17 protein-coding genes and 1 tRNA gene are annotated in these 18,339 nt (G+C 53.9%); 7 read left to right on the plus strand and 11 right to left on the minus strand.

The window, feature by feature from the left end; all coding sequences use genetic code 11:
- Positions 1 to 43 precede the first annotated feature (43 nt).
- Positions 44 to 181, minus strand: coding sequence for a hypothetical protein (locus H2508_RS00395; RefSeq protein ID WP_182168437.1), 138 nt, complete (start codon positions 179 to 181; stop codon positions 44 to 46).
- Positions 174 to 1,550 carry a DNA repair protein RadA gene (radA, locus tag H2508_RS00400; RefSeq protein ID WP_182168438.1) on the minus strand — a complete coding sequence of 459 codons (1,377 nt, stop codon included), beginning with the start codon at positions 1,548 to 1,550 and terminating at the stop codon, positions 174 to 176. Before radA ends, H2508_RS00395 begins: the two co-directional genes overlap by 8 nt.
- A 144-nt stretch (positions 1,551 to 1,694) precedes the next feature.
- Between radA and H2508_RS00405 the strand changes: the two genes are divergently transcribed.
- Complete coding sequence (locus tag H2508_RS00405) at positions 1,695 to 2,843, plus strand: DnaT-like ssDNA-binding domain-containing protein (protein WP_182168439.1); 1,149 nt, start codon at positions 1,695 to 1,697, stop codon at positions 2,841 to 2,843.
- Positions 2,752 to 3,426 carry a replication protein P gene (locus H2508_RS00410; protein ID WP_182168440.1) on the plus strand — a complete coding sequence of 225 codons (675 nt, stop codon included), beginning with the start codon at positions 2,752 to 2,754 and terminating at the stop codon, positions 3,424 to 3,426. Before H2508_RS00405 ends, H2508_RS00410 begins: the two co-directional genes overlap by 92 nt.
- A 48-nt stretch (positions 3,427 to 3,474) precedes the next feature.
- Here the strand turns inward: H2508_RS00410 and dnaB are convergent, their stop codons facing one another.
- The 7 genes from dnaB to rnr all read right to left on the minus strand — a co-directional run bounded on the left by dnaB (position 3,475) and on the right by rnr (position 10,767).
- Positions 3,475 to 4,893: a replicative DNA helicase gene (gene dnaB / locus H2508_RS00415; protein ID WP_182168441.1), complete on the minus strand. Its 1,419-nt coding sequence runs from the start codon at positions 4,891 to 4,893 to the stop codon at positions 3,475 to 3,477.
- A 321-nt stretch (positions 4,894 to 5,214) separates the two neighbouring features.
- Entirely contained in the window at positions 5,215 to 5,664 is a 450-nt protein-coding gene (gene rplI / locus H2508_RS00420) for a 50S ribosomal protein L9 (RefSeq protein ID WP_182168442.1), read from the minus strand.
- Between the two features lie 48 nt (positions 5,665 to 5,712).
- Positions 5,713 to 6,582 carry a hypothetical protein gene (locus H2508_RS00425; RefSeq protein ID WP_235964634.1) on the minus strand — a complete coding sequence of 290 codons (870 nt, stop codon included), beginning with the start codon at positions 6,580 to 6,582 and terminating at the stop codon, positions 5,713 to 5,715.
- Between the two features lie 81 nt (positions 6,583 to 6,663).
- Positions 6,664 to 6,891 (minus strand): 30S ribosomal protein S18, encoded by a 228-nt coding sequence (rpsR, locus tag H2508_RS00430; protein WP_182168444.1) that lies wholly within the window; start codon positions 6,889 to 6,891, stop codon positions 6,664 to 6,666.
- 48 nt (positions 6,892 to 6,939) lie between these two features.
- The gene (rpsF, locus tag H2508_RS00435; protein ID WP_182168445.1) at positions 6,940 to 7,383 is read right to left on the minus strand and encodes a 30S ribosomal protein S6; all 444 of its coding nucleotides are present in this window, start codon (positions 7,381 to 7,383) and stop codon (positions 6,940 to 6,942) included.
- Positions 7,384 to 7,523: 140 nt separating this feature from the next.
- Positions 7,524 to 8,276, minus strand: coding sequence for a 23S rRNA (guanosine(2251)-2'-O)-methyltransferase RlmB (rlmB, locus tag H2508_RS00440; protein ID WP_182168446.1), 753 nt, complete (start codon positions 8,274 to 8,276; stop codon positions 7,524 to 7,526).
- Positions 8,277 to 8,310: 34 nt separating this feature from the next.
- On the minus strand, positions 8,311 to 10,767 hold the full coding sequence (rnr, locus tag H2508_RS00445; RefSeq protein WP_182168447.1) for a ribonuclease R: 2,457 nt from the start codon (positions 10,765 to 10,767) through the stop codon (positions 8,311 to 8,313).
- A gap of 134 nt (positions 10,768 to 10,901) precedes the next feature.
- On the opposite strand from rnr, the gene H2508_RS00450 reads away from it, so the two are divergent.
- Positions 10,902 to 10,988: transfer RNA gene (locus H2508_RS00450), tRNA-Leu, on the plus strand.
- Positions 10,989 to 11,082: 94 nt separating this feature from the next.
- On the opposite strand, the gene H2508_RS00455 is transcribed toward H2508_RS00450, so the two are convergent.
- Positions 11,083 to 11,940, minus strand: a complete 858-nt coding sequence (locus H2508_RS00455) for a LysR family transcriptional regulator (protein ID WP_182168448.1) — start codon at positions 11,938 to 11,940, stop codon at positions 11,083 to 11,085.
- A 318-nt stretch (positions 11,941 to 12,258) separates the two neighbouring features.
- On the opposite strand from H2508_RS00455, the gene H2508_RS00460 reads away from it, so the two are divergent.
- The 4 genes from H2508_RS00460 to H2508_RS00475 are packed head-to-tail and all read left to right on the plus strand — an operon-like array spanning position 12,259 to position 17,332.
- Complete coding sequence (locus tag H2508_RS00460; RefSeq protein ID WP_182168449.1) at positions 12,259 to 13,875, plus strand: cbb3-type cytochrome c oxidase subunit I; 1,617 nt, start codon at positions 12,259 to 12,261, stop codon at positions 13,873 to 13,875.
- Complete coding sequence (locus H2508_RS00465) at positions 13,872 to 14,477, plus strand: cbb3-type cytochrome c oxidase subunit II (RefSeq protein ID WP_182168450.1); 606 nt, start codon at positions 13,872 to 13,874, stop codon at positions 14,475 to 14,477. The genes H2508_RS00460 and H2508_RS00465 overlap by 4 nt, the downstream gene beginning before the upstream one ends.
- Positions 14,478 to 14,485: 8 nt before the next feature.
- The gene (locus H2508_RS00470) at positions 14,486 to 15,151 is read left to right on the plus strand and encodes a c-type cytochrome (protein WP_182168451.1); all 666 of its coding nucleotides are present in this window, start codon (positions 14,486 to 14,488) and stop codon (positions 15,149 to 15,151) included.
- Positions 15,152 to 17,332 carry a heavy metal translocating P-type ATPase gene (locus tag H2508_RS00475; protein WP_182168452.1) on the plus strand — a complete coding sequence of 727 codons (2,181 nt, stop codon included), beginning with the start codon at positions 15,152 to 15,154 and terminating at the stop codon, positions 17,330 to 17,332.
- Positions 17,333 to 17,462: 130 nt separating this feature from the next.
- On the opposite strand, the gene H2508_RS00480 is transcribed toward H2508_RS00475, so the two are convergent.
- On the minus strand, positions 17,463 to 18,339 hold an 877-nt coding region (locus tag H2508_RS00480), incomplete at its 5' end, for a hypothetical protein (protein WP_220463528.1).

Below are 18,339 nucleotides of genomic sequence, written 5' to 3' on the forward strand. Positions count from 1 at the left end.
TCTGATCACGATTGTTTCAGTATCAACCTCAATACACAAGCAACTAAATTTCACTGTTTAATTGGGTGGGACTACTGGCCAGCAAAAAGGCGCGCTTATCCGCTAGCAAATCGGCAAAAGAGGAGCCTGCCACCACTATAATACGCTTGGCCTGCAAACGCGCTAGGTGACTGCTAATCAATCGCCGCTAGGGCCTCCTCCAGCCGTGTTACCGCAATGACTTGCATACCTTTTATCGGGCTGCGCGGCGCGTTGGCCTTAGGCACAATAGCACGTCCAAAGCCGTGCTTGGCGGCCTCCGACAAGCGCTCTTGACCGCTGGGCACCGGTCGTATTTCCCCCGACAAGCCCACCTCACCAAAAATCACCATATCCCGCGGCAGCGGGCGATCGCGGTAGCTCGATACGATAGCGAGCAACAGGGCCATATCGGCACTGGTTTCCAAGACCTTGACCCCACCCACTACATTGGCAAACACATCCTGATCGCCTAACTGCAAGCCGCCATGGCGGTGCAACACGGCTAGCAGCATGGCGAGACGGTTCTGCTCCAAGCCCACTGCAACCCGGCGCGGGTTACCGAGCTGACTGTCGTCTACCAGCGCCTGTATCTCCACTAATAGCGGCCTGGTTCCCTCCCAGACCACCATCACCGCACTGCCTGAAGCCGGTTCAGAACTGCGATCCAAAAATATTGCAGAGGGGTTTTTCACTTCGCGCATGCCCTGCTCGGTCATGGCAAATACACCCAGCTCATTGACTGCACCAAAACGGTTCTTCTGGCCGCGCAAAGTGCGGAAACGCGAATCGTGGCTGCCCTCCAGAAGTATTGAGCAATCAATCATGTGCTCCAGCACCTTGGGGCCCGCCAGCGAGCCATCCTTAGTCACATGCCCCACCAAGAACAAAACCGTGCCGCTCTGCTTGGCAAAGCGGGTAAGGTAGGCCGCACATTCACGTACCTGCGACACACTGCCCGGCGCCGAACTGATATCCTCACTATGGGCTACTTGAATGGAGTCTACGACCAACACCTTGGGCTTATATTGCTCAGCGGCGGCGATAATTGCCTCAACACTAGTTTCCGACATCAAGCGCAACTTATCGGTAGGTAAGCCCAAACGCTGCGCTCGCATTGCCACCTGCTGCAGGGACTCCTCACCGGTGACGTACAGCGCTTCCATGCTCTTCGCCAGATGGCACATCGTCTGCAGCAGTAAGGTACTCTTGCCCGCACCGGGATTGCCGCCCACCAAAATCGCCGAGCCAGGCACCAGACCACCGCCCAGCACTCGATCAAACTCCTCAGCGCCGCTAGAGAAGCGCGGTAGGTCCGCCAAATCAATTTCCTCTAGCACTCGCGCCTGCGCCAGCGCACCGGCAAAACCACTGCGTCTACCGCCGCCACTGGCGGCTTTAGTGCTGCGCGCGGGCCCTAGGCGAATCTCAGAGAGCGTGTTCCAAGCGCCACAATCACTGCACTGGCCCTGCCACTTAGCGTAGTCTGAGCCACAATCGTTACATACATAAGCGGTTTTAACTTTGGCCATTTATTGCACTGCTCACACTGTCAATAGAAAAAATAAAAATGCCCCGCTGTAAGTCCCGAGGCAAGCTCGGTATCCTAACAGACTTGGGCCTTGCGCCGAGCTTCACTGAACGTTTACTCACTCGCTTTTGTCATTGGTATTAGGATGTCCGAATCGTCACTGGTCCCCGAACAAGCGCTGGCTTTCTCCCCCGGCCTAGCGGCTACTATCGGCTTGGAGGAGACCATCCTGCTGCAGTATTTACACGGCCTTTTCCAGCACCGAGAAGCCCAGTTGCGCGATGACTACGCTTGGCTATCAGTGGAGCGCGACTTCCTGCTACGTCAGCTGCCCTTCTGGGAAGCGCTCGATTTACACCGCATTGTACGCAGCCTGGTCGACAAGGGTGTTCTGCTAGTGGCCTCACCGCCGCTACACAGCGCCGACTGCCTGATATTTGCACTTAATGAACCCCAGCGCAGTACTGCCAGCCCCACTCCGCAGCCAATACAGCAGCCGAGCAGCCCAAGTGCGCCGGCCAGACCGCGCAGCGCGACCCAGCTAGCTGCTAACTGGAGTCCGAGTGAGGATTTACTGCAACTGCTCACGCTGAACCACAACATACCGCGAGAGTTTGCACTGGACCAACTGGAAGATTTCATCTTTTACTGGCGCGAGCGCGGGGAAATCAATCACGCCTGGGAAAACAAGTTCCGCCAGCATGTCACGACCACCTGGCGCCGACACCAGCAGCAACAGGCCGAGGCCTTCCGCCAGGGTATGTCACCGGCCCTTGACCAGCATTGGCGCCCCAGCCCGGACGCTATGGATATCATGATCCGCAGTGGCGTAGAGCAAGACTTTATTGAGCAGGCCATTCCAGAGTTTATTCTCTACTGGCGCGAGCGCGGTAGCCCACCAAAAGAGTTAAACACTCGCTTTATTCAACATGTGCGAGTGCAATGGGCTCGCTATACTTCCAGTGTCGCGCACAGCACCGAGCCGACCCGTATCAGCAAAGACTGGCAGCCCGGACCAGATGTTTACGACATTTTACGCATGTCGCATATTGATGAGCAGTTTGCCCGTAACTTGGTAGCGGAATTCATCATATACTGGCGCGATAGCAACCAGGCCCATACATCCTGGAACAGCAAGTTTTTGCAACATGTCAAATTTCACTGGGCCAAACAGCACCAGATGCAACAGGTAGGACGCAAACATGACGGACAACAGCCGGGATCTAATCCAACGGGTCGCACGCGGGATACAAGCCTCGCAGACGACCTCAGCGACACCTCCTGGGCCAAGTGAAGCGAAATCTGGGGCGCTGCCAGAAGCGCACATTGAAGCTATCAACCAAGTTTTCGCCCTGTTTCGCCTCAACTACCACAACCAGTACTACGCCGCCTTCCCGGATGCAGAACAGCTCAAGCAAATTAAAAAACTGTGGCTGGACTCACTGCGTGACTACCCCGTGGAGCAGATACTGCGAGGCGCTCGCCACGCCATAGAAAACAGCGAGTATTTACCGACGCTGCACCGCATGCACAAATGCTGTCAGGAGGGCCTAGCCGAGCTAGGCCTGCCCTCAACTAACGCGGCTTACCTAGAGGCTTGCCAAGCCCCTTCCCCCAAATCCGCTCAGCGCTGGTCGCACCCTGCGGTCTATTGGGCTGGCCGCGACAGCGGCTGGTACTTTCTTAGCAATCACCCAGAGCGACAGACTCGGCCGGTCTTTGAACAGCACTACCAAAGCTACTGCGAGAGAGTTATGCGCGGTGAAACGCTGAGCATTCCAAAAGACCGCTCGCTGGAGCAGCACAAAGCTGAGCCACTCCCTCGCGAAGAGCAACTAAAGCGCCTGAAGAAATTGCGTGAGGAAACAGGGCTGTAAGAGCGCCCGCTTGCCGAGCTCTATCAGCAGCTCAGTGAAGTAAGCACTTTAGTAGTCCTCGTATGCCCCGCGAGCCAAGTTTTCAAAGCGAGTAAACTGCCCGACGAAGGCCAAACGACAGGTACCAATAGGGCCATTTCGCTGCTTGCCAATAATAATTTCGGCAACACCTTTATCTGGTGAGTCTTCGTTGTAAACCTCATCCCGATAGATAAACATAATCACGTCGGCATCCTGCTCAATCGCACCTGATTCTCGCAAATCCGAGTTGACCGGTCGTTTGTTAGGCCGCTGCTCCAACGAGCGGTTGAGCTGCGATAGCGCGACTACTGGGCAGGTAAATTCTTTGGCGATAGCCTTCAGGTTACGAGAAATTTCGGAGATTTCCGCGGTGCGCCCCTCGGAGGAGCCAGCCACCTGCATCAACTGCAGGTAGTCGATCATGATCATACCTAGCTCGCCGCCGTTTTCTCGCGCCACACGGCGGGCCCGACTGCGCAACTCGGTGGGAGTCAAAGCCGGCGTATCATCGATATAGAGAGGAACATCTTTTAGCTTGTTAACCGCTCGGCCTAATTTGCTCCAGTCGTCTTCTTCCAACTTGCCGTTGCGGATGCGAGTCTGATCAATTTTGCCGACCGAGGACAGCATCCTGATGATCAACTGCTCTGCCGGCATCTCCATGCTGAACACAAGGATCGGTTTGCTCTGTTTAAGTACCGCGTTTTCAACCAGGTTCATCGCAAAACTGGTTTTACCCATCGAGGGTCGGCCAGCCACAATCACCAAGTCCGAAGGCTGCAAACCGGAGGTCATCCCATCGAGGTCGGTAAAACCGGTAGTCAGACCGGTAATATCACCATCAGAATGAAACAGCTCATCAATACGCTCAAGTGCAGATTGTAATAGCGGGTTCACTTCGCGCGGACCGCCAGCTTTTGGCCCCTGCTCAGCGATTTGCATAATCAGGCGCTCGGCCTCATCGATCAGCTCTTCGGAATTTCGCCCCTCAGGGTTAAAGCCGCTCTCGGCAATCTCCTGTGCCGCCTCAATTAACTTGCGCAGGCTGGCGCGCTCACGCACGACCTGCGCGTAGGCACGGATATTAGAAGCACTGGGGGTATTACTCGCCAATTCCGCCAGGTAGGCCAGGCCACCGGCAGCATCCAATTCGCCATTGGCTGACAGCTTATCGGCAACCGTGATGACGTCTACTGGTTCAGCGTCATCAGCCAACTTGGCAATTTGACGAAAAATAAGACGGTGGTCAGGGCGGTAAAAGTCAGATGCACTGACCGTCTCAGCTACGGCATCCCAGGCATCACTAGCGAGCAACAAACCACCGAGCACCGATTGCTCGGCCTCAATGGAGTGGGGTTGCATCTTGATCCGAGCTAAATCTCGGTCATGCTCCGCCTCTGGAAAAGGAGCGTCGGAGCTGTGGCTGAGGTAATCTGCTTCAGGCATTGGGTCGGCGATTCATAGAACTGACTGCACAGAGTAACCGAAATTCTTCAGCACTCAAAAAGTATAGGCTGGAATTCGATAAAAACAGCAAGCGACTCAGGCTTAAGTAAGCACTAAGCCTCTGCTATACACGCTTGTTATGTTCTGCAGTTTTTTACTGAGCAGAAGCAAAGCTCGGCATTGACCAGAAGCTTCACCCTCTATGCCGATATAAGCGGAACAACAAATAGACAAAAAAATACACCGATCAAAGGAGCGGTGTATCAGTTCTCAAGGCCCTGACCCGCAATCTGCGGGTCAGAACTTAGTCAGCTTTCTGTCTTACTCTGCAACAACAGAGATAGTAACAGTTGCCATCACGTCGCCGTGAACCTGGATGTCGATTTCATAATCGCCCAGCTCACGCAGCGCGCCTTCTGGCAGCTTCACTTCAGACTTGTCGATTTCGCAACCAGCAGCAGTGACCGCATCGGAGATATCGCGAGTTCCGATAGAACCGAAAAGCTTGCCTTCTTCACCAGCATTGGCGCCAATGACTACAGCTTCCAGCGCATTGATCGCTGCAGCACGCTTTTCAGCTTCTGCCAAGGCAGCAGCTGCAGCGGCTTCAAGCTCTGCACGACGGGCTTCAAACTCAGCAATGTTGCTCGCAGTGGCAGGTACAGCTTTGCCCTGGGGAACCAGGTAATTACGGCCGTAGCCCGATTTCACGTCAACCTTGTCACCCAGACCACCTAGGTTGACAATGTTTTCCAGCAAAATGACTTCCATCTTACTTTCCTCTTTTACCGGGGAGTCGCCTCCCACTGTTAAAAATCTTTAGTTCTGATCTTCGTCGCTGTCATTTGGGGCATCACTCTTGGATACCCAGCGCTGGCGAAACTTAAACCAGCTGTCCGCAATGGCGGCGAAAACCACAAGTAACTTCAGTGGGTCAAAGAATAGCCACGCCAGGTAAAACCCAAGCAACCATCCTGTGCCCTGCCCGCGCCACGCCACTCTGGCGTGTACTAGCGCGAGGCCGGCGAAACCGAACGGGATCAACACAATCACCGCCCAACTTCTGTATTCTATGCCAAGGCCGACTAGAGCCAAGGCCGCCACACTCAACACCGCTGCAACCACTGGCGGAAAGTACAGCGCCCGGAACTCTTTAGCAAAGCCACCCGGGTTGTACAGCATCGCCTGCCACCAGCGCGCTAACATCAAACAAGCTAACGCGACAATTGCATTCGCCGCTCCCATCATGCCGGCAATCTGTAAAGCAGTGGGACGCAACAACTCAACCGCGCTGTCACCACTTCCAGATAACTGCTGCTCCAGACTGCTGAGGAACTGATCAAAGAACCCCACCATCTGCTCCAGCATGCCCTGCCCAAATAAGAGCAGAGCAAGCCCCGAGAGCACACCTAGCGGCACCGTGCTTAACACCGCAAAGGGCAAACTCAGTGTACTGCGCAAGACTACTGCCAAGGCCGTAGTTGATAACAATAAAGCCAGTGGTCCACTGTCACCGAGAAACAGTAACAATGCGCCCGCCGGCAATACTGCCCAAAGCAACAACCAAGCGCCTTGCGCAGTGCCCTTGCGCAGCGTGACCAGCGCCACAACCGCGGCGCTGAGCCAGCACAACATCAAGCTTCCAGCGCAGGCCATAGTGACTAGCAGCGCCTGAAAGCGTCCGCGCATTACAAATTCCGCCAGAGCCTTCATATTAGATCTCTAAGGAATGCCCACCGAGGGCTTGCTGCAACGCGAAAGATAGGATTCTTACTGGTGCGAATCCGTGTATGGCAGCAGGGCCAAAAAGCGCGCGCGCTTGACCGCTGTTGACAGCTGGCGCTGATACTTAGCTTTAGTACCTGTAATACGGCTAGGTACAATTTTGCCAGTTTCAGACACATAGGCTTTCAAGGTGTCCAGATCTTTGTAGTCGATCTCTTTCACGCCTTCGGCGGTGAAGCGACAAAACTTACGGCGACGGAAAAAACGTGCCATGGTGATTACTCCTATTTAACTCAGTATTCGTTAGGGGAGAAAGTCGCCTTATTCGGCGGCCGCTTCCTCTTTTTTGTCGTCCGCGGCAGACTCTTCGCTCTTAGCTTCAGGCTTAGTTGCACTATCGGCAGCCTGACGCTCTTCGTAGCGGGTCTTGCGCTCACGGCTCTCTTTCTCAGCCTTCATGATGAATGACTCATCAGTCACAGCTTCGTCGCGGCGAATAACCAAGTTGCGAATCACAGCATCGTTGAAACGGAAGGTAGTGGTGAGCTCTTCCATTGCATCGTTGGTCGCTTCCACGTTCATCAGCACGTAGTGTGCCTTGTGGATTTTGTTAATTGGGTAGGCCAGCTGGCGACGACCCCAGTCTTCCAGACGGTGAACCTTGCCACCATCTTTCTGGATAGTACCGGTGTAGCGCTCGATCATGCCGGACACTTGCTCGGACTGGTCCGGGTGGACCATAAATACGATTTCGTAATGACGCATTGTAGCTCCTTACGGGTTAATGCTACCCGCCACATTTAACACTGTGCGGTGTAGCAAGGAGGATCGGCGGAGGTAATTCCACCGGGCAAATTTTGAGGCGCGGAGTGTAGCGGCTAAAGAAGCAAACTACAAGGCTATTTTCAAGCCCCGCGCTGGCGGCGCGCTTCAAACAAACATATCCCAGTCGCCACCGATACATTCAAACTGCTCACTGAGCCTGCCATTGGTAAATGAACCAAGTGATCGCAAGCTTCGCGGGTCAAACGGCGCATGCCAGAGCCTTCAGCGCCCATCACTAAAGCAATGGGGCCTCGCAAGTCGGCCTCATAGAGCGATGTTTCAGCCTCGCCCGCAGCCCCAAAGAGCCACACACCGCGCTCCTTTAATGCCGCCAGGGTTCGAGCAATGTTGGTCACCTTTACAAATGGCACCACTTCAGCCGCTCCACAGGCCACCTTGCGGGCCGTGGGACTCAAGTCGGCCGACTTATCTTTGGGCACAACCACTGCCGAGACCCCTGCGGCATCAGCACTGCGCAAACAGGCGCCTAAGTTGTGCGGGTCAGTCACGCCGTCTAGGACCAGAATAAAGGCAGCTTGCTCCCCTTCATCCACTAAGCGCAACAGAGCGGCTTCTTCCCATTCATTATCCCCGCTAGCTCCAGCAGATCGAGCCAAGGTCTCAGCGACAACGCCCTGATGCCTACCCGAGACCAAGGCATCCAATGCCTTGCGCGGGCTGCGATCGACCGCCACCCCCTGATTGCGGGCCAACTCTAAGAGCGCCGCGACACGCTTATCCTCGCGCCCCTGCTGGACCAGCAGCCGCTGAATCTGAGCGGCATTGCGACGCAACAAGGCGTCGACCGCATGAATACCATAGATATACTGCATGCTATTGCTAATTCGCTCTATTTAACTGGATGGCTTAGTGATGACGCCGCAGGCCAGTTTTCGATTGTCGTCGCGAGGCCTTTTTAGGCTTAGGCTGCCCCCCATCTTGGTCGCCAGAAGCATCCTTAGCCTTCTTAGCTTTCTTGGCCTTTGCGGGTTTCTGCTCAGCCTTAGCTGTGTTGTCTTTAGCTTTAGCCTGCTTATCCTTTCCTTTACTAGCTTTAGAGCGCTGCTTTTTAGATGAAGCGCCGCCTGATTTTTTACCTGACTTAGCGCCAGTATCGAGCATTTCTAAATCGATCTTTTTGTCATCTAGGTCAACTCGAGCTACCTGTACGCGGACTTTGCCGCCGAGCTTGAAAACCCGACCACTGCGCTCGCCAAGCAAACGCTGCTTAGAGGCATCAAATTGGTAATAATCACCGGGAAGAGCACTGATATGCACAAGGCCTTCGATGTACAAATCGGAGAGCTCGACAAATAAGCCAAAGCTAGTTACCGCACTGATCACTCCGTCGAACTCGTCGCCAACGCGTTCCTGCAGGTACTCACACTTGAGCCAAGACTGTACATCCCGCGTTGCATCATCCGCACGGCGCTCTGTCATCGAGCAGTGCTCACCCTGAGTGACCATGTACTCTTCGTCGTAAGGGAAAATGCTATGTGCTGGAATCGCTTCTGCGCCGCGAATTCGCTGCACTCGTTTACTCTTAATTTTCGAGCGAATCACATGGCGAATACCGCGATGCACTAATAAGTCAGCGTAGCGACGAATGGGCGAGGTAAAGTGCGTATAGGCCTCATAATTCAAGCCAAAGTGGCCCTCATTATCGGGCCGATAACGCGCTTGACTGAGCGATCGCAGCATCATGGTCTGAATGACGGGAGCATCATCGCGCTCAGCCACCTGTGACAGCAAAGTCTGGTAATCCTCTGGCGAGGGCTTATCACCACCACGCAGATCGAGACCCAGTTCGCCTAAAAAGCCGCGCAGATTCTCGAGCTTCTCTCCCGAGGGCCCTTCATGCACTCGGAATACCATCGGTATTTTTTGCTCTTCAAAAAAGCGTGCAGCAGCTACGTTAGCGCAGAGCATGCACTCTTCAATCAGCTTGTGCGCATCATTGCGCTTCACCGGCACAATTGCTTCGATCTTGCGCTGCTCATTAAAGATAATACGCGTTTCCACGGTATCGAAATCAATCGCACCGCGCTTATCGCGCGCGCCGCGCAGCACCGTATACAGCTTTTGCAAGCGCTGCAGATCAGACACAATCGCCGGAGCGATGTCCTCGTGCTCACCGTCTTCAATGGCGGCAGCCACTTGGTTGTAGGTCAGGCGGGCATGTGAGTGAATAATGGCTTCAAAGAAGCGATAGCGCACTAAGTTGCCGCTGCGGCTGAGCTCCATCTCGCAGACCATCGCCAGGCGATCGACACCAGGCATAAGAGAGCAGAGCCCATTAGACAGCGCCTCCGGCAGCATCGGGATCACCCGCTCAGGGAAATAGACTGAGTTGCCCCGCAGAGCCGCCTCAGCATCTAAAGCGGAGCCCGGCCTGACATAGTGCGACACATCGGCAATAGCGACCCATAGACGCCAACCGCCTAAGCGCTTTTCGCAATACACTGCATCGTCAAAGTCGCGGGCGTCTTCACCATCTATGGTGACAAAGGGCTTATCACGCAGGTCGACCCGATTGAGCTTATCTTCTTCCCGCGGCTCCTGTTCGAGCGCAGCGGCTTCACGCTGCACCTCTTCTGGCCATTCATGGGGAATGTTGTGTGAGCGAATCGCAACATCGATCTCCATTCCCGGATCCATATGCTCACCTAGCACCTCAATAATAGTGCCCTTAGCGGTGTGGTAGCGGGTTGGATAATCGGTGATTTTAGCGGTCACAATTTGGCCCGACTGAGCGCTGCTCTTCTGAGCCGGCGGAATCAAAATGTGATTTTGGATGCGGGCATTATCAGGCACCACAAAGCCAATGCCACCTTCTTCCTGATAGCGACCCACCACACTGCGATTACCGCGGTTGAGTACTTCTACTACCTTGCCCTCAGCGCGGCCGCGGCGATCAAGGCCGGTGATTAAAACCAGCACTTCATCTCCGTCAAATACAAACTGCATTTGACGGGCACTGAGGTAAACATCTTCGCCATCAGCAAGTGGTATGGCAAAGCCATAGCCATCTCGATGGCCCTGCACTCGGCAGTGCAACAAGTTAAGCTTATCGACTAAGCCGTAGTCGCCACGCCGGTTTAGCATCAACTGGCCGTCGCGCTCCATAGCGCGCAGGCGCTTACGCAGGGCGTCTAGGTCTTGGTCTTCATGGAGGTCAAGACGCTTGGCAATCTTCCCGCTATTGAGGGGTTTGTCAGCGTCTGACAGCAGCGCGAGAATGGCTTCACGGCTGGGAATGGGGTTATCGTAGCGCTGTGCTTCGCGCTCGGCATGAGGATCGGCATGCCTGCCTTTTTTACTCATATTAGAGAGGGTATTCCTTTATTTCGCATTAGCGTTAATATTTTTACTGGGCGTAGTATACGCGAGGATTGACAAAGCTGCTCGGTAAAAGTAAAGTGCGCGCCCTCGGATGTTGGCCCTGCCACATTCGTCTTGCCCAGGTGGTGAAATTGGTAGACACGCTAGCTTCAGGTGCTAGTGCTCGCAAGGGCGTGGAGGTTCAAGTCCTCTCCTGGGCACCAATTAAATAAAAAGCCGAACCTAGAGTTCGGCTTTTTTGTGCCTGTAAAGAAGTCAGCGCACTTTAAGGCGCAAGTACTCATTAATGGCTAGCCGCTAAGCACGAGCCATGATCGCAGCAGCCGCATCGCGCAGCACTGCAACTGCCAGACCGACGGTGTCGGGGTCTGCTTCGTCGTGGTAGACGAGATAGGTAGGTAGCACAAATTCAGGCAGCTCTTGATGCCGGTGTAATTGCCCTCTTGCTAACTCCTCTTTAACTAGGCGTAGCGGGAAGAAGCCAGCACCGCAGTGGGACAGGATATGCTGCAACCCAATCCAGCCCGTATTAGCGGCGATTGCCGCACCATTAAACTCCGGAAAAGCAGCGTTATGCTGGTTGGCAAACTCTGGCCCCCAATCCACATAGACGTAGTCATTTTCCGGTAGCACTACGCTATCTGGCGTGGAAGAAACATACACTAAATGCTCTTCAAATAAAGGCTCGACCAGCATGCCTGGGCGCCGCTGCGGAGTGTACATCACGCCAATATCCGTGCGCGCCTCAACCAGGCCTTGCATTAGGTCATCTTCAAAGCCGATTTCTGCCCGAATAGCGACATTGCCAACCGCCTCGCGTATCTGTGGCAAACAGGGCAACAAAAGCTCCTCCCACAGGCCGAAGCGGCCACCGATCGTTATCGAGCTGCGAAAACCTCGCACCACGCCTATATCCTGCCGCGCACGCTCTACAGTGCGGACCAGGGTGTTAGCGTATATCTGAAATCGATAACCGGCTGCTGTTAGCTTGGTGCCAGATTTGTTGCGCACGAATAAGCGACAGCCTAACTGGGACTCTAAAGTGGCAATTCTTGCACTTACCGTGGACTGGGTAATAAAAAGACGCGATGAAGCAAGGCTAAAGTTACCCGCCGCAACTACCGTTAAAAAGGTCCTAGCTAATTCTGTATCCATCGCAACTCCCTACGCAGCTAAAGCCAGCCCTATTGCCTGACAAAGTTTGAAGCGATTGTCACAACTTACTCGCTAAGGCCCACTTAATATCGATAATACCAATACTATAAGCCATTATTTTTCGTTATTAAAATATAAATCTTATGCCTATAGTGCCGCCCTGAACTTAGCGCTGAATCCGCCACTGATAACACTCGCACTCAGCCCCTGCTGGCTACCTTCATGTTTTTTGCAGAGCTAGGGGCCTGCTAGAGCGGGCTAAACAGCGCTAAAAAGCACCAACTCCTAGTGTTTTGAACCCACTCAACAGGGCTGTTTATGACACCTACTATCGCTGTTTTGCTGATCATCACCTTTTTGCTATCAACAGTTGGCCTACTCCTGCTGATTTGGTCTATCGCCAACAATCAATTCAGCCACGGCCAAGCTGCAGCGCGCACTATTTTCTCACCCGGTGAAGAAGGTCACAGTGAAGACCCCGCTCGCCCCGCTGAAACCGCTTTCACTGGTGATAACCTTGATCAAACCGAGGCCTTAGAGGCTCGCTGGATCGCCGACCAGTCATCGAGAGCTGCCGTACTAACCTGGCTGAGTTCATCGGTATTCTGGCTACTACTTGGCTCTGTATTTGGGCTGATGTCATCGATTAAAATGCACCTCCCTGAATTTTTAGCTGCCAGTGAATTTCTGACCTTCGGTCGAGTACGCCCCGTACACTTAAATGCTGTCACCTATGGCTGGGCCAGCATGGCAGGTATCGGCGTGGCACTCTTCTTAATCCCGCGCTTATTCAAAACATCCCTAGCTGGGGGCAAGTATGCAGTGTGCGGAGCCCTAATCTGGAATATTGGCCTGATCCTTGGGCTTGGTGCTATCACACTAGGCTTATCTGATGGCGAAGAATGGCTGGAGTTTCCTTGGCAGATAGATGTTTTATTTGTAGTGGGTGGCGCTTTATGCGCTGTCCCCTTGCTGCTTACAGCGGCCAATCGCCAAGTTGAGCATCTCTATGTCAGCAGCTGGTATTTAATGGCCGCCTTGGTGTGGTTTCCGATTCTGTTCTTTATCGCCAACCTACCCTTTACCTTCCCCGGTGCTTCAGGTGCAGCGGTTAACTGGTGGTTTGCCCACAACGTGCTCGGACTGTGGGTAACGCCCATCGGCATTGGCATCGCCTACTATATGATTCCCAAAATTCTCGGCAAGCCAATCATCTCTTACCAACTGTCGTTGATTGGCTTCTGGGCTTTAGCACTGTTCTACAGCCAAGTCGGCATCCACCACATCATCGGCGGCCCAATACCGACCTGGCTTGTTACCCTATCAATTGTCCATAGCGTGATGATGTCGATACCCGTCATCACCGTTGCCATCAACCATCATGGCACCATGATGGGCAACTTCGGGCGGCTCAAAGACTCCCCGACTCTGCGCTTTGTCTGGATCGGCGCTCTGATGTATACCGTGGCCTCACTGCAGGGCTCCATGGAAGCCCTGCGCAGTATCAACGTGATCACTCACTTTACCCACTACACAGTAGCCCATGCCCACCTAGGGATGTATGCCTTCTTAAGTTTCATTCTGTTTGGTGCTTTTTACTTCATTATGCCGCGCCTCACCAATTGGGAGTGGCCTTGGAGAGGCCTGATCAGCCTGCATTTTTGGTTAGTCAGTGTTGGTATCTTAATCTACGTTGTCTCATTGACGCTTAGCGGCTGGAAGCAAGGCCTAGCGCTGCTAACTGCCGACCTGCCTTTTATGGACATTGTGCGCATGACACTGCCCGCCTTAAAAGCGCGGACCCTTTGCGGCTTACTAATGACACTTGGACACCTGGTTTTTGCCTTTCACTTCGTCGCTATGCTCATGCGCCGCGGCAAAGCTAAAGAACAAGCCACTCTATTCCGTCCCTCAACCAAGGAGGTCGCGCGATGAAACGTGCTCTCGCAATTATGGTTGGTGCTGCCCTTATTTTATTGTTGGCCACCCTGACACTCGTGGTAATGCCCTATCTGCAGATGACTGCAGAACAAGTGCCGCCCGAACTCAAGCCCTATACAGAGCAACAGCTGCGAGGCAGACAGGTATATATCGCCAATGGCTGTATGTATTGCCACAGTCAGCAGCCTCGCGACCCAGCCTTCGCTCCTGGCGATCGAGATAGGGGCTGGGGGCGAGCCTCTGTGCCAGGCGATTATGCCTACGACCAACCCCAGCTATTAGGCACTATGCGCACCGGCCCCGACCTGTTTAATATCGGCGCCCGACAGCCCAGCATCGACTGGCAACTGATGCACCTCTACAGTCCGAGTGCGCTAGTTAAAGATAGCATTATGCCGCCATACCGCTTTCTGTTCCGCCATGTTGAACAGCTGGAAGAAGGCGACAAGCTGGTCAATATACCAGCACCCCACGGCCCAAAAACTGGCTACATAGTCGCCACTGAAGACGCCTTGGCACTTGCCGAGTATTTGCTGGCGCTCGATCACAGCTACCCTGCTCCCACCCTGCCACAACCTGAACAGCCTAAGGACTAAGCTTTGCTATGAAACAACATGATCAGCGCGCTCAGTATCGCGAAGCACCCGAACCGGAAGAAGGCAACGCAGCCACCCCTAAAGCCGTTTTGCTATGGATATTTATTCTCATTGTATGGGGCGTCGGCTACTACATTCTCCAAATTGGTAAACCGATGCAAGGCGGGGATAGCCGAAGTGTTCAAGTCACTACCGCACAAAGTACTCAGCTCTCTGCCAAGGACGCTCAAGGCGCGGCACAAACAAGTGAAAAATCTGTAGCTCAACAAGCTGAGCAGGCCGACAGTACAGTAACGGCCGATGGTGCGAGTATTTACAGCATCCACTGCAGCGCCTGTCACCAGCCTACTGGGCTAGGTATTCCTGGCGCCTTCCCACCCTTAGCCAACAGTGAATGGGTACAGGCTAAGCCTGAGATTACTATCGCTATTGTTCGTGACGGCCTAGTCGGACCAATTGAAGTGGCGGGCAGCAACTACCAAGGGGCGATGCCTAACTTTGGCGGCAAACTTAGCGATGCAGAGCTAAGTGCAGTGCTAAGTTTTATTCGGAGTCAGTGGGGTAACAGCGCCGCTGCTGTCAGCCTGCAAAGTGTAAGTGAATACAAAGCACGCTTTGCTGATCGTAACAGTTGGACGGCAGAAGAGCTTAAAGAGACTTTCGGAGCCCCCTAAATGTCCGATCCAGACATCGAAGGTAACTCAGGTGCTCAGCAAGGAGAGGAGATCCTCGGTATTGATGGCATGCGCTGTGGTAGCTGCGCCATCGCAATTGAAAAGCTATTAAAAAAACAACCTGGTGTCAGTGACGCCGCGGTCAACTTTGCCGCTGACGTAGTGTTAATTTGCTGGGATAAAAACCAACCTGCATTTGACAATCTACAGCGGGCAGTGGCTCGTCTAGGCTACCACCTATACCAGGCGATCGACCCTGAGCGGAGCAATCGCCAAGCAGAGTCCACGCGCCAAGATCTGCAAAAGCGACTAGCAGTGGCGGCAGTCTTTGGCATGTGGAGCATGATGCCCGCTCTACTCATTTATTTGGCGCCCTTTGGCGCGGTCGAGCCAGAGTTGTTGTGGCCACTGGCGCTCAGCAGCGGCCTATTTGCCTTGCCGGTGCTTATCTATTCCGGCTCACATTTCTACCGAGTGGGTTGGCGCACTTTGATTGCTGGCGCAGCCGGTCTCGACAGTCTGATTTTTGTCGCAGTACTAGCCGCCTGTAGTATCTCTAGCTGGCAATTAGCCTCTGGCAAGCATCATGTCTATTTTGATGCTGCTGTTATGCTAATTACTTTCCAGTTGCTGGCGAGACTGCTAGATAGCAAAGTTCGGCGGCGCGCGGCAGAAGTGATTCGCCACTACCTGCAAGGTATGCCAGCACAGCTCAGGCTAAAAACAGCCAGTGGCAAACGCGAACTTCGCCCTGCCAAGAGCATTAAAGTCGGCGACACCATTATTGTGCAGGCCGGAGAACAAGTGGCCCTAGACGGCCATATCACCCACGGACATGCTCAAGCTGACCTATCCATTCTGAGCGGTGAGCACTTACCTCAAAATCTTGAGCCTGGCTCAGAGCTACTGGCCGGCTGTCACTTAGTAGCCGGTGAAATTGAATTGTGCGTCAGCGCAGGTATAGGACAGCGCCGTATAGATCAATTGTCTCGCTCGATTTCTACTCTACTTAGCAGAAAGACCAGCTTACAGCGCCTAAGTGATCGCATTGCGGGCATGCTACTGCCCATAATTTTAGTTGCGGCAGCCGCGGCTACAGTACTGGCCGCGGCCCAGGGAGCCCCATTTGCAACGGCAGCAGCTCGCGGACTCGCTGTCATGATCATCAGCTGTCCCTGCGCACTGAGTCTCGCCATTCCGCTGGTGATTATCATGGGGCATACTCAGATGATTCAGCGTGGCATTGTGTTGCAAGACCCAGCAGCACTAGAAGCAGCGGCCAAGCCGGAGATCATTGTATTTGATAAAACTGGCACCCTAAGTACTGGCGAGCCAAGCATCGACACGATTACGCCGGCCGAACAATGGTCCGAGCCCGAGCTCTTGCAGTTAGCGCGCAATATTCTCCATGGTTCATCACACCCCGTCGCTAAAGGACTGCGCGCAGAAACATCATCCACCCCGATTACCAGCGAGGGGGTTCGACAAAGTTTTGCTGGTGCCGGTACGCGATGGCTCAATGGAAAAACCATCGCCTTAGCCGGACAAGAGAACTGGCTTCGTCAACAGGGTGTTGTCCTAGCTAGCACTGCAGATGATGGCATGCATATTCACCTGGCTGTTAATGGCTGCTATGCAGGGAAAATAAACTTCCAAGAGACTCTCAGAGCAGAGGCAAAGCCAGTCCTCCAATACCTGCGACGCCAGGGTTATCGCCTCTACCTACTTAGTGGTGACACAGCTAAAGCATGCTCGGCAGTGGCCGAACAGCTAGGCATAACAGAGCAAAACCTTCGCGCCGGCTACTCACCGGAACAGAAGCACGAGTTTATTAATCAACTCGAAAAGGAAGCTAAGGTGGTATTCGTCGGGGATGGCTTAAATGATGGCCTAGCATTGGCTGGTGCTAAACTGGGAATCGCCGTGGGCAGTACAGCCTCAGCCACAGCCGCTGCCATTTACCTCACTGAGGGCATTGCCAAAATCCCGGACACCCTGCAGTTAGCTCAGAAGGCACAGAAGTTAATGCGGCAAAATTTGTTTTGGGCGCTGGCATACAACAGCGTCGTGATACCTCTAGCGCTTATGGGTTTTATCCAGCCTGTAGTAGCCGCAATTGCCATGTCACTCAGCAGCCTCTGTGTATTATTCAATAGCTTACGCATGCAACAGCAGCTATAAATTAGCTGCTAACTGCTCAAGCGCTGTAAAAATAGCTAATTGCACTGAGCTCGACCCCTCTAGCCAGTCTGTATTTAGCCGCTTTAGCCACTGGAGTCAGAGCGCCTTATAGGCGCTCTGAAATAGCTGCTTACTTCACCTCAATTACAGCACGTCCAAGCACCTTGGTATTGCTGACATCCAAGTAGCGGAACTCATAGCGCCCCGGCTCCTCAGGCATGCTGAACTCTTGCGATTGCGTATCACCGACTTTGTGCGCTTCCACCCAAGTAAAAAGTGCCGCGTCGGCTTTAGCTAAAGCAATGCGCTGATCGCTGCTGTCACTGCCTCCAGTCCAGGAGACTGTCACAGCTGCACCCGGCGCTGCGCTACTAGGAGCCGAGAGTGCGGCGCCTGAGTCCAGCGCAGCATCTTCAGCAAGCACCTCAACCGGCGTGCGGGCCAGAGTCTTCATACCCTCACGCAGCACGTAGCGCACCTCATAAAGTCCTGGCTCAGCGGGTGCTTTGAGCCTGCCCTCATTGCTATCTCGGACCAAGCCTCGGCTGCCAAGTTTGCCTTCCGCGGTACCCATTGGAACGATGGTGTAATAGTCATCGGATGAGACCACCGAGCTCCACTCAACCTTTATCTCTGTCTGAGCGCGAACTTTTTCAGGCGCGCTAATACCGACTTCAGCCGCCACTACCTCCACTGGAGCTCTGGCCAAGGTCTTCATCCCCTCGCGCAGCACATAGCGCACTTCATACATACCTGGCTCTGCTGGCGCTGTGAGCCTGCCCTCGCCCTTGCTGCCCACTAAGTCGCGATTACCCAACCTGCCTTCATCAGTACCGACACTCACCACAGTGTAGTAATCATGACTGGCTACGGTATCGCTCCAGCTGACTTTAAATGAAGTACCCGTGGTGACCTGCTCCGGTGCAGTGATGCTCAGTTCCGCGGCAACAACTTCCAGCGGAGCACTGGCCAAGGTCTTCATCCCCTCGCGCAATACATAGCGCACT

It is taken from the genome of Sediminihaliea albiluteola (assembly GCF_014077625.1).
Lineage (GTDB): Bacteria > Pseudomonadota > Gammaproteobacteria > Pseudomonadales > Halieaceae > Sediminihaliea > Sediminihaliea albiluteola.